We start from the raw sequence: 17,360 nt of genomic DNA, 5'->3' as shown, positions 1-17,360 counted from the left end.
TGTCTCGCCAACGTTACAACGCTCTGCCCTCGCCGTCCGCGCTTATCCGCAAGCCGTTGATATTTCTGGATAAACCAAAAGCGGCACGCCTTCTGCTCTCCTTCTCGCAACGCTGATAGGGCCAGCGAACTTGAAGAAGGAACCGCCGCCGTGGGGAATCAGAACAGCAAGCTGCTTCATCTTCTGCTGATGGGATGCGCATTGAGCGCCACCTTCTGCCTGCCCGTCCAGGCTGCCGGGAATGGGGTAATCGTTCTGCAACGCGATGTACAACCTCGCCCCGCGGTGCGCCCCACCGGTACACCAGACCCGCACCCGACCACCGTCAGCGCCAATCCGTCCAAACGCGTAATCGCCCAAACCAATAATGAACTCAGTGACGGCGACTTCGCCAGTGTTGCCAGCGGTTCATCGCTGATGACGCGCGTACTGACCCCAGACAACTCCGGCACTGTTCGCGGCCTGGGCGCAGCGCAACAGGTGCGTCTGCCTGGCATGGCCGGCGGCTCCGGGGCGGGCAGCGGTGGCGGTAACAGCATCTCCAATCAGGTCAATCAAAACGTTCAGCGTGGCATGGCGCCGCTGCAGATCCTGACTGGAGGCCGCTGAAATGAGGTACTCACTCCTGTTTCTGGCCCTGTGCAGCAGCGGCCTCGCGCTGGCCGGATCCCCAGTCAAGGACAATGCCAGTATCAACACCAGCGGCCAAGGCTACCGGGGCAATATCGCGATCAACCAGGCAGCGGGCGATCAGCAGCAACAGAACAATAGCCGGGCTATTGCCATCGGCACCAACGCCAATGCCTCAACCCAGATTCGTCAGCACATCGACACTGCCACCAGCCAGGCACGTGATGCTCGGGCCGGTATTGGCGGCAACTCATTCAGCAATGGCAGCGGCGCGCTGGGTATCAACCAGTCAGCCGGTGCCAATACACAACAAGTCAATGCCGTTCGGGTCAGCATCAGTGCCGTCCCGCAGCGCATCGACGACAGCGTCCTCGATCAACAGAACGTGGCGCTGGCAAAAGGCTCCGACCCAACTGATCAAGCACCCGGCAGCCGCCAGATCGCGAACAGCGATAGGGCCTTCACCGGCAGCCGTGGAGTGATCCAGTTGAATCAGAGTGCCGGGGTGGGCAACCGAATGGCAAACACCCTGAGCGTACGGGTTGCGGACTGACCCGACAGGTAACCGAGTAACAACAACACTTAACTACCTAAAAAAATGCGGAGAAACACCATGAAACCTCAAATGGCACTTAAGCCTCTGGTTTTCGCACTCGCAGCGGTCATGGCTGTTGCTGCACACGCTGGCGGACGTAATGACAACCACGGCGGCCATAACGGTGGTCACAATGGCGGCCACAATGGCGGCCACGGTGGTCATGATAGCGTTCTGCTGGGCCTGCTGATCAATGCAGGCTCCCTGGCCAAAGTTGGCGACACCCAAAACAACTATGGGAACAGTGTCACCAACCAAGCCACTGAAAATACCGCCACGATGGACAACTCGGCCAACAACTCTCAGGGCAACCTGGGCGTTAACGTGGCCGCTGGTGACGGTAACCAACAAGACAACGTTGCCGCTATCGCCACAGCCGATGAGCGTTTCATCTTCGGTAGCGCTATCGCCGACTCCACCGCAACTCAAAATAACACCGGCAACACCGTTAAAAACTACTCGACCCAAAACGCTGCCACCCTCAACAACTCGGCCAACGGCAGCTCGGGTAACATTGGTATTAACGTTACCGCTGGCGACTTCAACCAACAGAAAAACAACATGGCGATCGCCGTATCCGGTGGCCGTGTGGCCTCAGCCACAGCGAATGCCACTCAGACCACCTCTGGCCTGGACGTCACCAACAAAGCTGACCGCACCTACGACACCAAAACACTCCGCTCCTCCTTCTACGCTTCGGGTTCCTACCAAGGCGACGGCAAAGGCTGGGTCGGCGGCGACGATCACCATGGTGGTGGCGGCCACAACAACGACGACCGTCGTGGTGGTGGCGGTGGTCATGACGACGACAAACAACCGCTCAAATTCCACGAAGAAGGCACCTTTGTGCTGAGCGGCGTAGCCACCTATCAAGTGCTGACCCCAAGTGGCTGGATCAACCCTGTGACCAACAGCGCCTCGCTGACCAACTCGCTGAACGGCGTGTCGGGCAACGTCGGTGCCAACGTCTCGGCTGGCTCGGGCAACCAACAAAGCAACTCGCTGTCCATCGCCGCAGGCTGCAAGGCTTGCCTGTAGACGCAACAGTGAACGGGGCCCTTCGGGGCCCCTTTCCTTGCTTTCACAGGGTGTGAATACCATGCGAATAGCCCTGCTAGCGGCGCTGATAGGTTTGGCCAGCGTGGCCGAAGCTGCACAGATGCCCATCGCCGCCCTGCCTGGCGGTACGGTCATTTACAAGCCAGTTCAAAGCCTGCGCGAGCGACGCTTCGCGGACCTGGTGCAACAGAAAACCGATTTCAGCTGCGGCGCTGCAGCGCTGGCAACCGTACTCAAGCAAGCCTACTGGCTGGACGTGGACGAGGCCCACATCATTGAGGGCATGCTGGCCAACTCCGATCAGGAACTGGTGAAAACCCAAGGTTTCTCGATGCTCGACATGAAACGCTACGTCGAGAGCATTGGCATGCGCGCCCGTGGTTACCGCATCGCACCAGAGAACCTTTCAAGCGTCAGCATTCCGGTTGTGGTGCTGATGGACATTCGTGGCTACAAGCATTTTGTGGTGCTACAGCGCACCGAAAAAGACTGGGTATACGTTGGTGACCCGGTACTTGGCCACAAACGTTATGCATTCGACGACTTCATCAAAGGCTGGAACGGGATCATTTTCGCCGTGATCGGCCCTGGGTACGACAAGGCCAATGCCCTGCTCGACCCGCCCGTACCTCTGAGCGCCAAGAACAAAATCAACAATTTCCATCCCGTCCAGGATGCGGAATTGATGGAGTTCGGCTTCATTCAGAGTGACTTTTTCTAATGACAAGGGGCATGAAGCTCTGGGGAGATACCCGATGAAGACTTCAACCTTGCTGGTTGCCGCCTGCCTGGCAGCCAGTTTGCCTGCCCAGGCGCAGGTATTTAAACCGATCGAGGTAAAAGACAGCGAATTGGCCGATCTGCGCGGGCGCTATGTGATGCCGGGGCGAATCATCAGCTTTGGTGTTGTGATGAACAGCACCTGGCAGAATGCCAATGGCGACCGCATCGGTGCAACGGCCACAATGCATGTTCAGCAAAACACCTTCAAGCCGCAGTTCTATGTCTCGCTGATCAACGACAAAGGTAATGGCAACGCCACGCCACCAGGCACCGGTAGCGTGTCGGGCGGTTCAGGGCTAAACAACACCCAGGGCGTTACCCAGACATTGCAGGCTGCCGGTGACTACAACACCGCGTACAACAACGTATCCATCAACGTGAAAGAGGGCAAGACCGCAACAGCCAATGGAACCCCTTCAGGGCAGGTGCTGGCAGGCGGCTCAAGTATCAGCGGCAGCAACGGCGCTGGCACCCTGAACATCTCGGCAGGCGCCAATGGCATCAAGATGGGCATCAACGCCAGCAACAATCAGGGCTATACCGTGCAGAGCCTGGCCCAAGGCGGCCTGTCACAGGCAGCAGTGCTGCTGGGCGGGAACAACGTTGTCAGCAACATGACCCAGCTCAATGTGGTGCTGCGTGACAACATGCCCACCGCTGGCGCGCTGAACTGCAACCTTGATCAACTCAAGGGCCTTCGCATCTCAGGATATTGAACTACGCTCTGTCTCAACATTCGTAGTTGAAAGGGACGGCTAACCCATGCATCGTTCGTTTTCACTGAAAGCTGCCGTATGTTTAAGCACATTAATCCCGGCGACGTTCCTCCAAGCGGCGCCGGACCCTCAGGTGGAAGCGTTGAAACAGGAACTGCAGGCACTGCGCCAGCGCTATGACGCACAGCAGCAGGCGCTGATGGTTCTGGAGCAACGCGTTCGCCAAGTCGAAGAGCAACCTGCGGCGCCGCCGCCCAAGCGCTTGACACGCTCACCTGCCTCGCAACCGCGCACGGGCCAAACCGTTGCCGCATCAGGTACTGGCAGCTCCTACGGTGAGTCGCTGAAAGACGACTCGCAACCGGCGCAAAGTGTCTCCAACCTCTATGACGAAGCCAGCGGCTTTTTTGGTGGCGGCAAGTTCAGCGTTGAAACCGGTATTACCTACGCACGCTACGATACCCGGCAGTTGATTCTCAACGGTTTCCTGGCACTGGACTCGATCTTCCTCGGTAATATCAACCTCGACCGGATCAAGGCCGACAACTGGACCCTCGACGTTACCGGGCGCTACAACCTCAATCAGCGTTGGCAATTCGACATAAACGTACCCGTGATCTACCGCGAGTCCACCTACCAATCCGGTGGTGCTCAAAACAACGCTCAAGGTATTACTGAACAAACCGTTACCCGTGACCCCACTATCGGTGATGTCAACTTTGGCGTGGCGTACAAGTTCCTCGACGAATCGGAAAGCCTGCCAGATACGGTCTTTACCCTTCGGGTCAAAGCGCCGACCGGCCAGGAACCCTTCGGTATCAAGCTGCTCCAGGACCCCAACAACGACAGCCTGTTCTACCCCGAGGACCTGCCGACCGGCAACGGCGTCTGGTCGATCACACCGGGCATCTCGCTGGTCAAGACGTTCGACCCGGCGGTGCTGTTCGGCAGCCTGAGTTACACCCACAACCTGGAAGAGTCGTTCAGCGATATCAGCTCTACCGTCGGCCAGAGCCATCCGGGCAAGGTCAGGCTGGGGGACAGTTTCCAGCTGGGTGCGGGGATCGCGTTTGCGCTTAACGAAAAGATGAGTATGTCGTTCTCGGTGTCCGACCTGATTGTCAAAAAATCAAAAATCAACCAAACGGATACCAATGATGGCTGGGTCACTGTGCCCAGCAGCGATGCCAACGCCGCCTACTTCAACGTTGGCATGACCCTGGCTGCCACCGATAAGCTGACCATCGTCCCCAACCTGTCGATCGGCCTGACCGACGACGCCCCGGACTTTACCTTCAGCCTGAAATTCCCGTACTACTTCTAAGCATCAAGCACGCCTTGTGGCCGCCTGCAGGTAGCGTCCACAAGGCCAACCTACACCCGGCAGTCAAAAATGAAGCATCGGTTGCTGACTGTGCGGCTGCTCGGCCAACCAGCGCTCAAAGGTGTCGGCCGGCATGGGTCGACCAATCAGGTACCCTTGCCCCTGGTCACACCCGGCATTGCGTAAAAATGCATGCTGGGCATGTGTCTCGATACCTTCTGCCGTAATGCGAAAGCCCAACGCGTGCCCCAGATCAATGATCGACTGGGTAATCGCAACCCCGTCGTCGTCATCAGGCAGATCCTTGATGAACGTGCGGTCGATTTTCAGGTGATCAATCGGCAGCACTTTCAGGTAGGCCAGCGAAGAGTAGCCTGTACCGAAGTCGTCGACGGCCGTTGCCACGCCCATCTGCTGCAACTGCGCAAGAATCTCACAGGCGTGCTGCGGGCTCTCCATGAGCAAGCTCTCGGTAATTTCCACCTCCAGCAATGTTGCGGGAAGATCGTAACGTTGCAACGCACGAGACAGGCTCTCGACAAAGTCGCTGCGCTCAATCTGCAACGCCGCCACGTTGATTGCCAACGGCCCGGGCAAGCGTTCACGCGCACGCCAGCAGGCAAGCTGAGCGCACGCAAGATCGAGCACTTTCTCGCCGAGCGGAATGATCAGACCAGTACGTTCGGCCAGCGGAATGAAATCTGCCGGAGACACCAGGCCGTGCTCTGGATCACGCCAACGCAACAACGCTTCCGCGCCTTCGACACGGCCACTGAACAGGTCGATCTTGGGTTGGTACCACAGTTCGAATTCATTCTGCTGCAACGCCCGGCGCAACGCGCCTTCAAGAAAGATCCGCTGCTGCAACTGCTGGGTCATGTCGGGATGGTAGGTGCGATAGGTATTACGGCCGCCTTCCTTTGCTGCATACATCGCCGTATCGGCATGGCGCAGCAAGCTGTCACAGGTATGCCCGTGCTCGGGGTAGAAGGCGACACCTATACTACCGGTGACCAGCGCGGCCGTGCCCTTGAGATCGAAGGGCTGCTGCATGGCCAGCAGCAACCCTTGTACCTGCGCGATGACCTGATCGTCCTGCGGGCAACACAATACAAATGCAAACTCATCGCCGCCCAAACGGCACGCCGTGTCCTGGGCCGTGAGCAGCTCGACGAAACGCTGGGTGGTCTGCTGAAGAAGGAGATCGCCCAACGGGTGACCGAGGCTGTCGTTGACCAGTTTGAAACCGTCGATATCCAGTATCAACACGCCCAAGCGCTCGCCGTTGGCCATGGCGAGTTCAAGACGCCGCTGGAACAACAGCCGATTGGGCAGCCCCGTCACGGCATCATAATGCGCCGACTGTTCCAGCCGAGCCTGCGAGCGTTTCAGCTCATCGTTACGCTGATGAATCACCTGGTTGCTACGGATCAACTGCGCTACGAACAAGCAGAACACGCCTGTGCAGGCCAGAGAGAACATAAACAGCGGCGAAGCGAACAGGCTCATCGTCGGCCAACCGCCATGAGGGGTTGCAGCCAACTGCCAATGCCCACCCGGCACATCAACGTTGAGCGTCACGCCAGGCTCGTTGAACAACGTAGCCTGCCCCCAAATGACCGCGCCTTGATCCCCGCGACCGTCGGCGCCCCGCAAAGCCAGTTCAAACGCGCCGTCTTGATCCAGGCCAGCAGCCTTGAGCAGGCGGTCGGTATCGGCAACGATCGAAAGGTTGCCCCAATAGGTATTGCCCGACGGACCACCGACAAACACGGGACGCCGGTAGATCAGCCCTCGCCCGCCTTGATAAAGGTCAACGGGCCCGGCCAGCACCGCATGATGACTGTCCCGCGCACGCTGTAGCATCGGGTATTGCGTCGGCAATGTCCGATAGTCCAGCCCGAGCACACGTTGATTGCCCTCTAGCGGGAAGACATCAGCGACAACGTCCGCAGGTGCCACAGCGATGTGCCGTATATAGGGCACTGAAGCAATGGCCTGACGGGCCATGTCGCGGAAATGCTGAGGCGTGATGGTGCCATCAGCGCTGATGAGCTGAGCAATTCCTTCGGTTTCGCCGAACGCAGAACGTAGTTGAGCCTCAAGGCCGGCACGCAAGCCTGAAAGCCGCGCACTGGCATTGCCCATCAACTCGCTTTCCTGGCGCTGCACATCCAGATGGCCCAATGTCACCGACAAACCGATGCCCACCACCGCGAAACCGATCGGTAATAGCCTGAACAAAGGCGTGCGCATGCTGCGGGGCCAATTCCAGATACGAGCAAACGTTACGGTTCTGGTTGTCATACGCCTGCTTTTCACTGACGGGGCGACAGTTTATCGACCTTTTTCGAACAACATTGAGCGGTGCTGGCTTTTTTTTACAGGCTGGCGCTATGCTGCAACTGAATCGTTTCACCCATATTCCAACAAGAGGTGCTACGCATGAACCATCTGCTTGATTCACTGTTCCCCAACGCCACCAAAGTGCCTGAAGCCTGGCGTTTGAGTGAACCGCTGGAGCAGCGCGATTACCTGGTCGACGGCCAACTGCAACAATGGCATGGCCCGCTGGCGACCGTGCGCAGCCCGATCTGGCTGAAAGGCCCTGACGGCGAACAGCAGGTGATTCTGGGCAGCGCGCCACTACTGGATGCCGAGACCGCGCTGACTGCGCTGGATGCCGCCGTACGTGCCTACGACAAGGGTCGCGGCGCCTGGCCCACGCTGCGTGTAGCTGAACGTATCCAGCACGTCGAGGCGTTCCTGGCACGCATGCGCGAACAGCGTTCAGCCGTGGTCAAACTGCTGATGTGGGAAATCGGCAAGAACCTGAAGGACTCGGAGAAAGAGTTCGATCGCACCTGCGACTACATCGTCGACACCATCAACGCGCTCAAGGAACTGGACCGCCGCTCCAGCCGCTTTGAACTGGAGCAGGACACCCTCGGGCAGATACGCCGTGCGCCCTTGGGCGTTGCGCTGTGCATGGGGCCTTACAACTACCCCTTGAACGAAACCTTCACGACCCTGATTCCAGCGCTGATCATGGGCAACACCGTGGTGTTCAAACCGGCCAAGTTCGGTGTGCTGTTGATCCGTCCATTACTTGAGGCGTTCCGCGACAGCTTCCCTGCCGGGGTCATCAACGTGATCTATGGCCGTGGCCGCGATACCGTCAGCGCCCTGATGGCCAGCGGCAAGATTGATGTCTTCGCGTTCATCGGCACCAACAAGGCCGCCAGCGACCTGAAAAAGCTCCACCCGCGCCCGCACCGTCTGCGCGCAGCCCTGGGTCTGGATGCGAAAAACCCGGGGATCGTGCTGCCGGACGTCGATCTGGACAACGCCGTCAGCGAGGCAGTGACTGGTGCGCTGTCATTCAACGGCCAGCGGTGCACCGCACTGAAGATCCTCTTTGTGCACGAACAGGTGGTCGAGCAGTTCCTTGATAAATTCCAGCAGAAGCTGGCTGCGCTCAAGCCCGGCATGCCCTGGGAAGCCGGTGTCAGCCTGACGCCGCTGCCTGAGCCGGGAAAAATCGAGTACCTCGATGGCCTGGTTGCCGATGCCCTCGCCAAAGGCGCCGAGGTGATCAACCCCAATGGTGGCGACAGCCGCGGTTCGTTCTTCTACCCGGCCCTGCTCTACCCGGTAAACGCCAACATGCGCGTGTACCACGAGGAGCAATTCGGCCCGGTAGTACCGGTTGTGCCCTACCGTGATCTACAGACCGTGATCGACTATGTACTGGACTCGGACTTCGGCCAACAACTGAGCCTGTTCGGCAATAATTCTGCGCAGATTGGCAGCCTGGTCGATACCTTTGCCAACCAGGTGGGCCGTATCAATCTCAATGCCCAGTGCCAGCGCGGCCCGGACACCTACCCGTTCAATGGCCGAAAAAATTCTGCCGAGGGCACCTTGTCGGTCCATGACGCGCTACGCGTGTTCTCGATCCGTACACTGGTTGCAACCCGATTCCAGGAAAGCAACAAGCAACTGATCAGCGACATTATCCGTAACCGCGAGTCGAGCTTCCTCACTACCGACTATATTTTCTGAACGACAGCAGCACCGCTGACAATCCCGTTGCCCATCGTGAGAATCACTGCCTTGCGTGGGTGACAGGTGACGTTGCGGTGCATTTCGCTTACCTTGCCGACAAAGGATTTCTGGCCAGGACCGTGCATGAGAATCATCGATAAAAACACTACGCTGGTGCGCACCCTTACCGCCGCCGAGCACGACCTGGTTTGTCGCTTTGTCGAAGGCAGCCTGGAAGGTCATCGCCTGTTACAGGCCAACCAGTTCCTGATGAAGGTGCGCGCCGCTGGCCATTGGTTGGCATGCGAATGCCAGCAACAGGTGATGCCGATACTCAATGTCACCCTCAATAGCAACACTGGCACGCTGTTTCTGAAGAACAACCCAGGCACCCCCGAACATGCTGTCGACTGTCCATTCGGCAAGGCAGCACGCGAGGGTGAAAGCACACGTAGCGGACATACTCAGTTTCCAGCAGCATGGCTGCCCCCTGATACGCCACTGCGCTTGATCGGGGACTTTCCTCGCGACGAGGACACCAGCACTGCAAGCGGCACGGGCGAAAAACGCGAACAGCAAAAGCTGCTGTCCCTGCTGCTGACCCTGATCGAAGCCAGCGGCCTGAACGTCTATGCCACACACCTGAAGAAAGACCTGAGCGGACAGTTCGCCGAGCTGCGCGGAGTCGCCAGCCGCTACCCGTTGGTCGAGCGGGTACCGGCGAGCAACTACCTGGAAACCCGCCTGGACATGAAACACATGATGATGCTCAAGGCGCGTCTGCGAGAATCATCGGCCTTTGGCAACCACCGGCGCTATGGTTTGATCCTCGATTGCGTCAACCAGATCAAGGCACGCAAGGTATTCAACGACCGTAGCGAAGACGGCTTCGACTTCCAGGGGCATCACCTGCTCTGGGGTGGCAGCAAGACCCCGGGGCCGTTGTTGGCGCTGGCGATCTATTCCCCGATCCGGGCAGGCAGCCACTTTTACGAACTGATCCATGTCGCCAGCGTACCCGTACTCTCGCGCGGGCAGTTGTTTCCGATCTACCGCGACGAAGAGCGCGAGCCATTGAAGATGCTGCAGTCGCTGATCGACTGGATGGCCAGCAAGGGGGTCAAGGTCATCATGCGCCGACCGGTCATCGGCGCCGAGGTCATGGATGAGCTGGTGCTCAGCTCCGACCAGGACCGCGTGTTGTCCGTATCACTGACCGAACAACCCCTGGGCCCGGAACCGGATGTCGAACACTTCAAGCGTTACGCCGACTTCAAGAGCCTGGACACCTTCCGCAAGTACGTGGCGGGCTTTTTCATGCGCGAACGCGATTAAGGCGTAGCCATGAACCGGTGATTGGCTGATCGCCATCTTTTTACGACGCCCAGCAGCCTTGGGTGCTGCTGCAACATACACGGGACACTCACACAGCCCCGCCACAAGCGAACGGTAACGCATTCCTGAATCTGCGTAGGATTTTTCCCAATCCGCCTGACGTGACCGAATGTGCCCAATCACGAGGGTATGCTTTCCTCCTGCACCGACCAGCACTCATGCTGCCAACTGATCACAGGAGAGAACATGGCTTCCATCAACGCCGCCGTCTTGCCCCCCATCGCCCACGGGAAAATCACTCCACAACCGGTACGTGCCGGATTGGCTGCCAGCCCGGCAACGCCCGCAACGCTGGAAAGTGTGCAGGTCAACCTGTCAGAAGCGGGCACGAACAAGTCGGCACAAGCGAATGGCAAGAACGCTGATATCGACGCCAGCAACCTGCCCGATAACGTGAAGAAGGTGTTGAAGTCGGTTCGGGAAATCCAGGAGCGGATCAACAAGACGATGGATGAGCTCAAAGCCGTGATGAATGATCACATGCTGCCGATAAAATCGCGTGAGGCGAAAATCAATGGTTTGCAAACAGTATTAGCCTGCCTGACCAGCGACCTGAACAAGGCCACCCAGCTGTTACGCCGGACAGAAAACGAGATGAAACTGTCAACAGCTGAAAAAAGCCTGTCCAAGGCACTGGCCAACCCCTATCGATAACCCGGCACTCCTCATCAGGTGTGCACAAGGGATAGCCCATTGCTGCATGTGAGCCTCAGTTCCTGACAGCTTCCTGACCTTATGAGCCCTCAGCTACCCGCAGCAACACGCGCAGCGGACACTTGTTCGGGCACTGTGGTGCCTTCCCGGGAGCAACCGCACCCAGATGTGCGCTACGGGTGTATCTTCGGTACGGCTTCAACCGGTTGAGCCGAATGCTGCCGCTCTGCCTGTACATGAGCGACCAGCTCCGCCAAGGCCCGACTGCTGGACAATTCATCGGCGCGAATACCGGCGACGGTCAATGCACGACCGTGCGCATCCTGCTCCAACTGGATGGTCAGCGAGCCGTCATCAAGGCAGGACACCACGCAGTGAGAAGGCAAAAAAGCCTGTTCGATGACCTGACGTAATTCCAGGCTGCAAATGCCGTGTAATGACATGATCAACTCCTGCGTACAAGGTGGTTGAAAACGCAGTAATCCCCCTGTTTTCCGCGCATTTCAAATTGATAAATACGATGCCTGGCAGGAGCGTCATGCACCGCCATTATTCTTGTACAACAACAGCATTGACTCACTGTTTTGTACAACCCTGTACAGCGCCGACACAGCGCCGCGAAAAGGCCAATGGCCGGGCGCCCCCAAAGGGTCGCCCAGCGTAAAACTCACTTGCCTGCGGTCAAGGTGGTGTAACTGGTGATCAGGTTGCGGTAATCCGGAATATGGTTGGAGAACAGGGTACCCAGCCCTTCGATGTCGTTGCGCCAGTCTCGGTGCAGTTCACAGGCGACACCGAACCAGGTCATCAACTGCGCACCGGCAGCCGACATACGGTCCCAGGCCGACTGCCGGGTGATCTCATTGAAGGTGCCGGACGCATCGGTCACCACGAACACCTCGAAGCCTTCGGCAATCGCCGACAGGGCCGGGAATGCCACACACACCTCGGTCACGACACCGGCAATGATCAGTTGCTTCTTGCCGGTAGCCTTGACAGCCTTGACGAAGTCTTCGTTGTCCCAGGCATTGATCTGTCCTGGCCGGGCGATGTACGGCGCCTCGGGAAACTGAGCCTTGAGTTCCGGCACCAAAGGGCCGTTGGGGCCGCTTTCAAAACTGGTGGTGAGGATGGTCGGGAGGTTGAAATACTTTGCCAGATCACCCAGCGCCAGCACATTGTTCTTGAACTTGTCCGGTTCGATGTCACGTACCAACGACAGCAGCCCAGCCTGATGGTCAACCAACAAAACCGCTGCATTGTGCTTGTCCAGACGGGTGTAAGGGACGCTCATGGTCTTGCTCCTTGTCGTTGAGGTACGGCGTGCGGATCGCAATACGGATACACCAGACTAGTCGGCGTTGTGGTCGCCGGCCTTGCCTTTGGTCATCTGGCCGAAGCGACCGGCATGAAAGTCGTCAAACGCCTCGGCAATCTCGGCCTCGCTGTTCATCACGAACGGGCCGTAACCGACGATCGGCTCGTCAATCGGCTCGCCACTGAGCAGCAGCACGCTGGCATCCTGAGTTGCCTCCAGCAGCACCTCATCGCCGTCACGCTCAAACAGCACCAGTTGTGCCGCACCAGCGCCCTGCTCGCCGTTGACCCTCACCTCGCCGCGCAACACTACCAACGCCGCGCTATGGCCCACCTCGAGCGGCAGCGACAATGACGCCCCGGCGTTCAGGTGGATGTCCCAGACGTTCATGGGCGTGAAGGTCCGGGCCGGGCCTTTATGGCTAAGGTACTCACCGGCGATCACCCGCAGGCTTCCCCCATCGTTGGCCAATGGCACACGCGGGATATCGCCATTGAGCAGGGTCTGGTAGCCCGGCGCTGCGAGCTTGTCGCGTGCCGGAAGGTTGACCCACAACTGCACCATTTCCAGGGTACCGCCGGTGGCCGCAAACGTCGCAGCGTGAAATTCTTCGTGGAGAATGCCTTTGGCCGCGGTCATCCACTGCACATCGCCCGGGCCGATCATGCCGCCTGCACCCGTTGAATCGCGGTGCTCCAACTCGCCCTGATACACAATGGTCACCGTTTCGAACCCCCGGTGGGGGTGCTGCCCGACCCCACGCCGGGCAGCGGTCGGGGTAAAGGTGTATGGGCCGGCGTAGTCCAGCAACAAAAACGGGCTGATGTGCCGCGCCAGGTTGTCGTAGGTGAACAGGCTGCGAACCGGAAAGCCGTCACCCACCCAATGGGGCTGGGGGCTGCGGTAGATGCCTTGGATCGTTTTCATGGGATACCTCCTCTCGTGCATGGCTATAACAATACGTATGCAACGACAGTGGCGGTAGACCCGCAAAAACGCCCTCAGCGTTCCATCTACAGAACAGTCCGAGCAGGACCGTGCAAGAGAAAAGCCTCGACGCGCTTGGCGCTGTCAGCAGGATGCTCCTGCATGAAGCAATGCCCACCGGGCACCACTGCCGAGGTGACGCAACGGTTGATGCTTACCCAGCGCGCGACCGAGGGCGGTACGAAGGGGTAGGTCTGCTCGCCGTGCAAAACCAGCGTTGGCGTCCTGACCTTGGCCAGTGATGCCCACAACCGCCGTGGAAAGGAACTGAACAATTCCATCTCGCGGCTGGGCCGACACTTCAACGCCACCCCTTCGCCACAATCCGTCAAGGCATGCTCCACATAAGCCTGCAGCGCCGCATCGCTCCAGCCCTTGAAGGTTCCCCGCCCCTGAAGCCCTGCATGGGCAGCGGCACGGTCCGGCCAGTGGCTGCGGCGCGTGGCCGCCTTGCGCGCCAAGGTATGCCGACGGTGCATGCCCACCATCGACGCCACGCCCAACACGGCGATCATCGAGCGGCTGAACAGCACCGGATCAAGCAGCACCGCCCGTTGAAACAGCGTCGGTTCATGGGCCAGGATCAAACTGGTCAATACCCCACCGAAGCTGTGCCCCAGCGCAAAACAGGGCACGTCGGCATAGGCGCCACGCCCGGCCTCAAAGGCCTCAACAGCCAACTCGGCGGTACGGTTCCAACCAAGAAACGCCCCGCCGTGGTCGCTGTCGCCATGGCCCTGGACATCGCTCAGCCACAGATCGAAGGACTCACTGAGCACCTCCAGCATGGGCCGGTAGGCCAGGCAGCAGAAACCGGTGCCGTGCAGAAAATGCAACAACGGCTTGCCACTGGGCGGCGAACGCCAGCCACGCACGGTGAAACCGGCTGAAGACGGAAAAGACCACGGAACGAGGTGCATGCAGGTCACTGAATACAGGGCGGCACAATAGCCAGGGAGGCTGATTACAACGTCGCCCCCTGGCAAGTTCAAGCACCTTGCGATTTAGTCGGCGTGTTTGTCTGAAATCGCCGGTTCCACACCTGGCACGCTTACTGAAAACTGTGCGAGGCAAACAACAACGGGTACAGCGAAATCACCAGCAATGCCGCCATCAGCCAATTGAATGCCATCAACCAGCGCGGGTTCTGCAACACCTGGCGCAACGCACTGCCAAACATGACCCAGACACAGACGCTGGGCAGGTTGACCAACGCAAACAGAGTGGCAATGACCATGACATTGGTCAGATAACCCTGCGCCGGGGTGTAGGTGGTAATCGCACCAACCGCCATCACCCAGGCCTTCGGATTAACCCATTGAAACGCCGCCGCGCCCCAGAACCCCAGTGGTCTGGGCGTTTCCGAGCGGGTCGCCGACAGCGGGCCGGACGTTGCGATCTTCCAGGCCAGGTACAACAGGTACGCGGCACCCACGTAACGCAACAGGGTGTAGAGGGGAGGAAACGTCTTGAATACTTCACCCAGTCCAAAGCCTACCGCCAGCACCATGACCATGAATCCGACACTGATGCCGACGGCGTGAGGAATCGAACGACGCACGCCAAAATTCACCCCGGAGGCCAGCAGCATGGTGTTGTTCGGCCCCGGCGTAATCGAGGACACAAAGGCAAAGAGCACAAAGGCTAGAAGCAGATCGAGGGAGGCAAACATGGCGGCGGCATCCTTGGAGTCGTTGTGTCACGACACTAACGGAGCCCGCAGCGGCAACAGCCATACAGTTACCGGAAAATAGTGCACTACACCTGCGCTGTACCGAACCTGCGTGATGGCGCCCGCCGACTAGCCACGGGGCAAGCGAATCCTGAACTGCGCACCGCCCAGCGCCGACTGCTCCGCCGTCAGGCTTCCACCCTGGCTCTCGATCGCCCGTCGGCTGATCGCCAGGCCAAGCCCAAAACCACCGGTGGTGCGATCGCGGCTACGGTCCAGGCGGTAGAACGGCTGGAAAATCCGCTGACGCTCCTCAGGTGGAATGCCAATGCCGTCGTCTTCCACCGTCAACAGGCAGGCACCCTGCTCGTCCATGTCCACGCGCAACAGCAAACTGCGGTGACAGTAGCGCATGGCGTTTCGTATCAGATTCTGAACCGCCCGCGCCGTGAGCCTCGGGTCGAGCACGAAACGCGGCAAGCCGGCTTCGGCTCGCACCTCCCACTCAATGCCACGGCCATCCAGTTCCTCGGCGAAACTGCCGAGGATACTGTCGACATACTCGGTCAACGACACCTCGACGCGTTCAGCCAACTGCCCTGGTGTCTGCAAGCGGCTGTAGGACAGCAGTTCCAGGACCAGCTCATCCAGTTCCCGCACATGGCCAACCAGCTCCAGCAGGCGCTTGCGACTGGCCGGCGGCACTTCGTCGAACAGCAACACCAGCCCGAAGTCGAGCCGGGTCAGTGGAGTGCGCAGTTCATGGGAGACGGCATTAAGCAATTCACGCTGTTGGGTCAACAAGTGCTCAATATCCTGGGCCATGGTGTCGAAGACCGTCGCCAGGTCGCCGATATCCGAGCGCGGCGAAATGTGCGTACGCTCCGACAACTGCCCTTGGCCCAGGCGCTGGGCCGTCGCCTGCAGCCGTTTCAGGTCTCGCCAGTGCGGCCAGACCCAAAGCAACAGGCAACTGAGCAAGGCCGCGCCGATCAATACGGTAATCCCCCAGGACAACAGGTTGATCTCCAGGGGGTCCGGCGGGTTGCGCAACTCAACCAACCACTGGTCGTCCAAGGGGGCAATGGCGGTGCTGTAGTAGCCCCATTCGCCCACCCGAACGACAAACTGCCCGGCGCCCAGGCGCGCACGCTCGACAGGGCTCAGTTCAGTCTCGTCCTGGCGGCGCAATTCGACTTCCAGCGGTGCAAAGTCAGCTGCCAACGCTTGCGCCACTTCAGGCCACTGGGTCGAGGGCACGTGCTGGAACTGCTTGAGCATCAAGCGCTGCACACCTTGGGCCTGCTGCAGGTTGTAGGCTTCGTAGCGCTCGTGGAACACGCTCAGGATCAGCTCGGGAATCAGGAAGATGGCCCCGGCGTAGCTGACGATGGTGATCAGGTACAGGCGGACAAGGATTTTCAGCATGGTTCGGGCAGCGCCTTCAGCATTCCCATTCGACTCGGCTGAACAAGTAACCCTTGCCCCACACCGTCTTGATCTTGCGTGCTTCGCCCGCATTGTCGTCAAACTTGCGGCGCAACTTGGAGATAGCGACATCCACCGAGCGGTCAGTGCCGTTGAACTCGATACCGCGCAGGTGCTGCAGGATGCAATCCCGGCTGAGTACCGTGCCGGCATTACGCGCCAGCACCACCAACAGGTTGAACTCGCCGCTGGACAACTCCACTGGTTGCGCGTCCCAGTGCACAGTGCGCTCGGTAAGGTCGATCTGCAGGCCCCCGATCTGGATCAGGTCCGAAGCCACTTGAGGTTCATTGACACTACTGCGCCGTAGCAACGTGCGCACCCGCGCCAGCAGCACCCGAGGTTCACAGGGTTTGCTGACATAATCGTCGGCCCCCATTTCCAGGCCCAGCACCTGGTCATGACTGTCATCACGCGCGGTGAGCATCAGGATGGGCAACAAGGCCGACTCGGCACGCAGCAGGCGACACACCTGCAAACCGTCCAGGCCCGGCAGCATCAGGTCGAGGATGACCAGGTCGGGCTTGTTACGGCGCGCTTCCTCAAGCACGTGGTCGCCGCGAGCGATCACCCGGACGAAAAAACCGTTGCGTTGCAGGTAGCTGGCGATCAATTCGGACAGCGCGCTGTCGTCTTCGACCAAAAGAATATTTGTCATGGAAAGTGCGTAAGCGCAAATGAGTTCGGCAGGA

General features: G+C 59.2%; 17 protein-coding genes. 9 read left to right on the top strand and 8 right to left on the bottom strand.

Annotation, left to right across the window (positions count from 1 at the left end):
* Positions 1-150: 150 nt before the first annotated feature.
* The 6 genes from CYD26_RS01175 to CYD26_RS01150 all read left to right on the top strand — a co-directional run bounded on the left by CYD26_RS01175 (position 151) and on the right by CYD26_RS01150 (position 5,107).
* Positions 151-609, top strand: a complete 459-nt coding sequence (locus CYD26_RS01175) for a hypothetical protein (RefSeq protein ID WP_102051619.1) — start codon at positions 151-153, stop codon at positions 607-609.
* Position 610: 1 nt separating this feature from the next.
* The gene (locus CYD26_RS01170) at positions 611-1,183 is read left to right on the top strand and encodes an adhesin (protein ID WP_102051618.1); all 573 of its coding nucleotides are present in this window, start codon (positions 611-613) and stop codon (positions 1,181-1,183) included.
* A 60-nt stretch (positions 1,184-1,243) separates the two neighbouring features.
* Positions 1,244-2,263 carry a heme utilization protein gene (locus CYD26_RS01165; RefSeq protein WP_102051617.1) on the top strand — a complete coding sequence of 340 codons (1,020 nt, stop codon included), beginning with the start codon at positions 1,244-1,246 and terminating at the stop codon, positions 2,261-2,263.
* 61 nt (positions 2,264-2,324) lie between these two features.
* Positions 2,325-3,005, top strand: a complete 681-nt coding sequence (locus CYD26_RS01160; protein ID WP_099774965.1) for a C39 family peptidase — start codon at positions 2,325-2,327, stop codon at positions 3,003-3,005.
* A gap of 34 nt (positions 3,006-3,039) precedes the next feature.
* Entirely contained in the window at positions 3,040-3,783 is a 744-nt protein-coding gene (locus CYD26_RS01155; RefSeq protein ID WP_102051616.1) for a hypothetical protein, read from the top strand.
* A 46-nt stretch (positions 3,784-3,829) separates the two neighbouring features.
* Positions 3,830-5,107, top strand: a complete 1,278-nt coding sequence (locus tag CYD26_RS01150; RefSeq protein ID WP_102051615.1) for a transporter — start codon at positions 3,830-3,832, stop codon at positions 5,105-5,107.
* A gap of 63 nt (positions 5,108-5,170) precedes the next feature.
* On the opposite strand, the gene CYD26_RS01145 is transcribed toward CYD26_RS01150, so the two are convergent.
* Positions 5,171-7,363, bottom strand: a complete 2,193-nt coding sequence (locus CYD26_RS01145; RefSeq protein ID WP_256587924.1) for a bifunctional diguanylate cyclase/phosphodiesterase — start codon at positions 7,361-7,363, stop codon at positions 5,171-5,173.
* A gap of 189 nt (positions 7,364-7,552) precedes the next feature.
* Between CYD26_RS01145 and CYD26_RS01140 the strand changes: the two genes are divergently transcribed.
* The 3 genes from CYD26_RS01140 (at position 7,553) to CYD26_RS01130 (ending at position 11,203) form a co-directional block, all read left to right on the top strand.
* Positions 7,553-9,172 (top strand): NADP-dependent glyceraldehyde-3-phosphate dehydrogenase, encoded by a 1,620-nt coding sequence (locus tag CYD26_RS01140; RefSeq protein ID WP_102051613.1) that lies wholly within the window; start codon positions 7,553-7,555, stop codon positions 9,170-9,172.
* Positions 9,173-9,298: 126 nt separating this feature from the next.
* The gene (locus tag CYD26_RS01135) at positions 9,299-10,489 is read left to right on the top strand and encodes a hypothetical protein (protein WP_102051612.1); all 1,191 of its coding nucleotides are present in this window, start codon (positions 9,299-9,301) and stop codon (positions 10,487-10,489) included.
* A 246-nt stretch (positions 10,490-10,735) separates the two neighbouring features.
* Entirely contained in the window at positions 10,736-11,203 is a 468-nt protein-coding gene (locus CYD26_RS01130; protein WP_102051611.1) for a hypothetical protein, read from the top strand.
* A 173-nt stretch (positions 11,204-11,376) separates the two neighbouring features.
* Here the strand turns inward: CYD26_RS01130 and CYD26_RS01125 are convergent, their stop codons facing one another.
* The 7 genes from CYD26_RS01125 to CYD26_RS01095 all read right to left on the bottom strand — a co-directional run bounded on the left by CYD26_RS01125 (position 11,377) and on the right by CYD26_RS01095 (position 17,326).
* On the bottom strand, positions 11,377-11,646 hold the full coding sequence (locus CYD26_RS01125; protein WP_102051610.1) for a DUF1652 domain-containing protein: 270 nt from the start codon (positions 11,644-11,646) through the stop codon (positions 11,377-11,379).
* Between the two features lie 224 nt (positions 11,647-11,870).
* Complete coding sequence (gene ycaC / locus CYD26_RS01120) at positions 11,871-12,497, bottom strand: isochorismate family cysteine hydrolase YcaC (RefSeq protein ID WP_102051609.1); 627 nt, start codon at positions 12,495-12,497, stop codon at positions 11,871-11,873.
* Between the two features lie 57 nt (positions 12,498-12,554).
* Positions 12,555-13,448, bottom strand: a complete 894-nt coding sequence (locus CYD26_RS01115; RefSeq protein ID WP_099774978.1) for a pirin family protein — start codon at positions 13,446-13,448, stop codon at positions 12,555-12,557.
* A gap of 86 nt (positions 13,449-13,534) precedes the next feature.
* Complete coding sequence (locus CYD26_RS01110) at positions 13,535-14,428, bottom strand: alpha/beta fold hydrolase (RefSeq protein WP_102051608.1); 894 nt, start codon at positions 14,426-14,428, stop codon at positions 13,535-13,537.
* 131 nt (positions 14,429-14,559) lie between these two features.
* A complete protein-coding gene (locus CYD26_RS01105) occupies positions 14,560-15,180 on the bottom strand; it encodes a LysE family translocator (protein WP_102051607.1) in 621 nt (206 codons plus the stop codon).
* 129 nt (positions 15,181-15,309) lie between these two features.
* Positions 15,310-16,608, bottom strand: a complete 1,299-nt coding sequence (locus CYD26_RS01100) for an ATP-binding protein (protein WP_102051606.1) — start codon at positions 16,606-16,608, stop codon at positions 15,310-15,312.
* A gap of 16 nt (positions 16,609-16,624) precedes the next feature.
* Positions 16,625-17,326, bottom strand: coding sequence for a response regulator transcription factor (locus tag CYD26_RS01095; protein WP_102051605.1), 702 nt, complete (start codon positions 17,324-17,326; stop codon positions 16,625-16,627).
* Positions 17,327-17,360: the final 34 nt, after the last annotated feature.

It is taken from the genome of Pseudomonas sp. FFUP_PS_473 (genome assembly GCF_002858665.1).
GTDB classification, from domain to species: domain Bacteria; phylum Pseudomonadota; class Gammaproteobacteria; order Pseudomonadales; family Pseudomonadaceae; genus Aquipseudomonas; species Aquipseudomonas defluvii.
The sequence above is the reverse complement of the archived record's forward strand: the minus strand, read 5'-3'. Positions and strand labels throughout refer to the sequence as shown.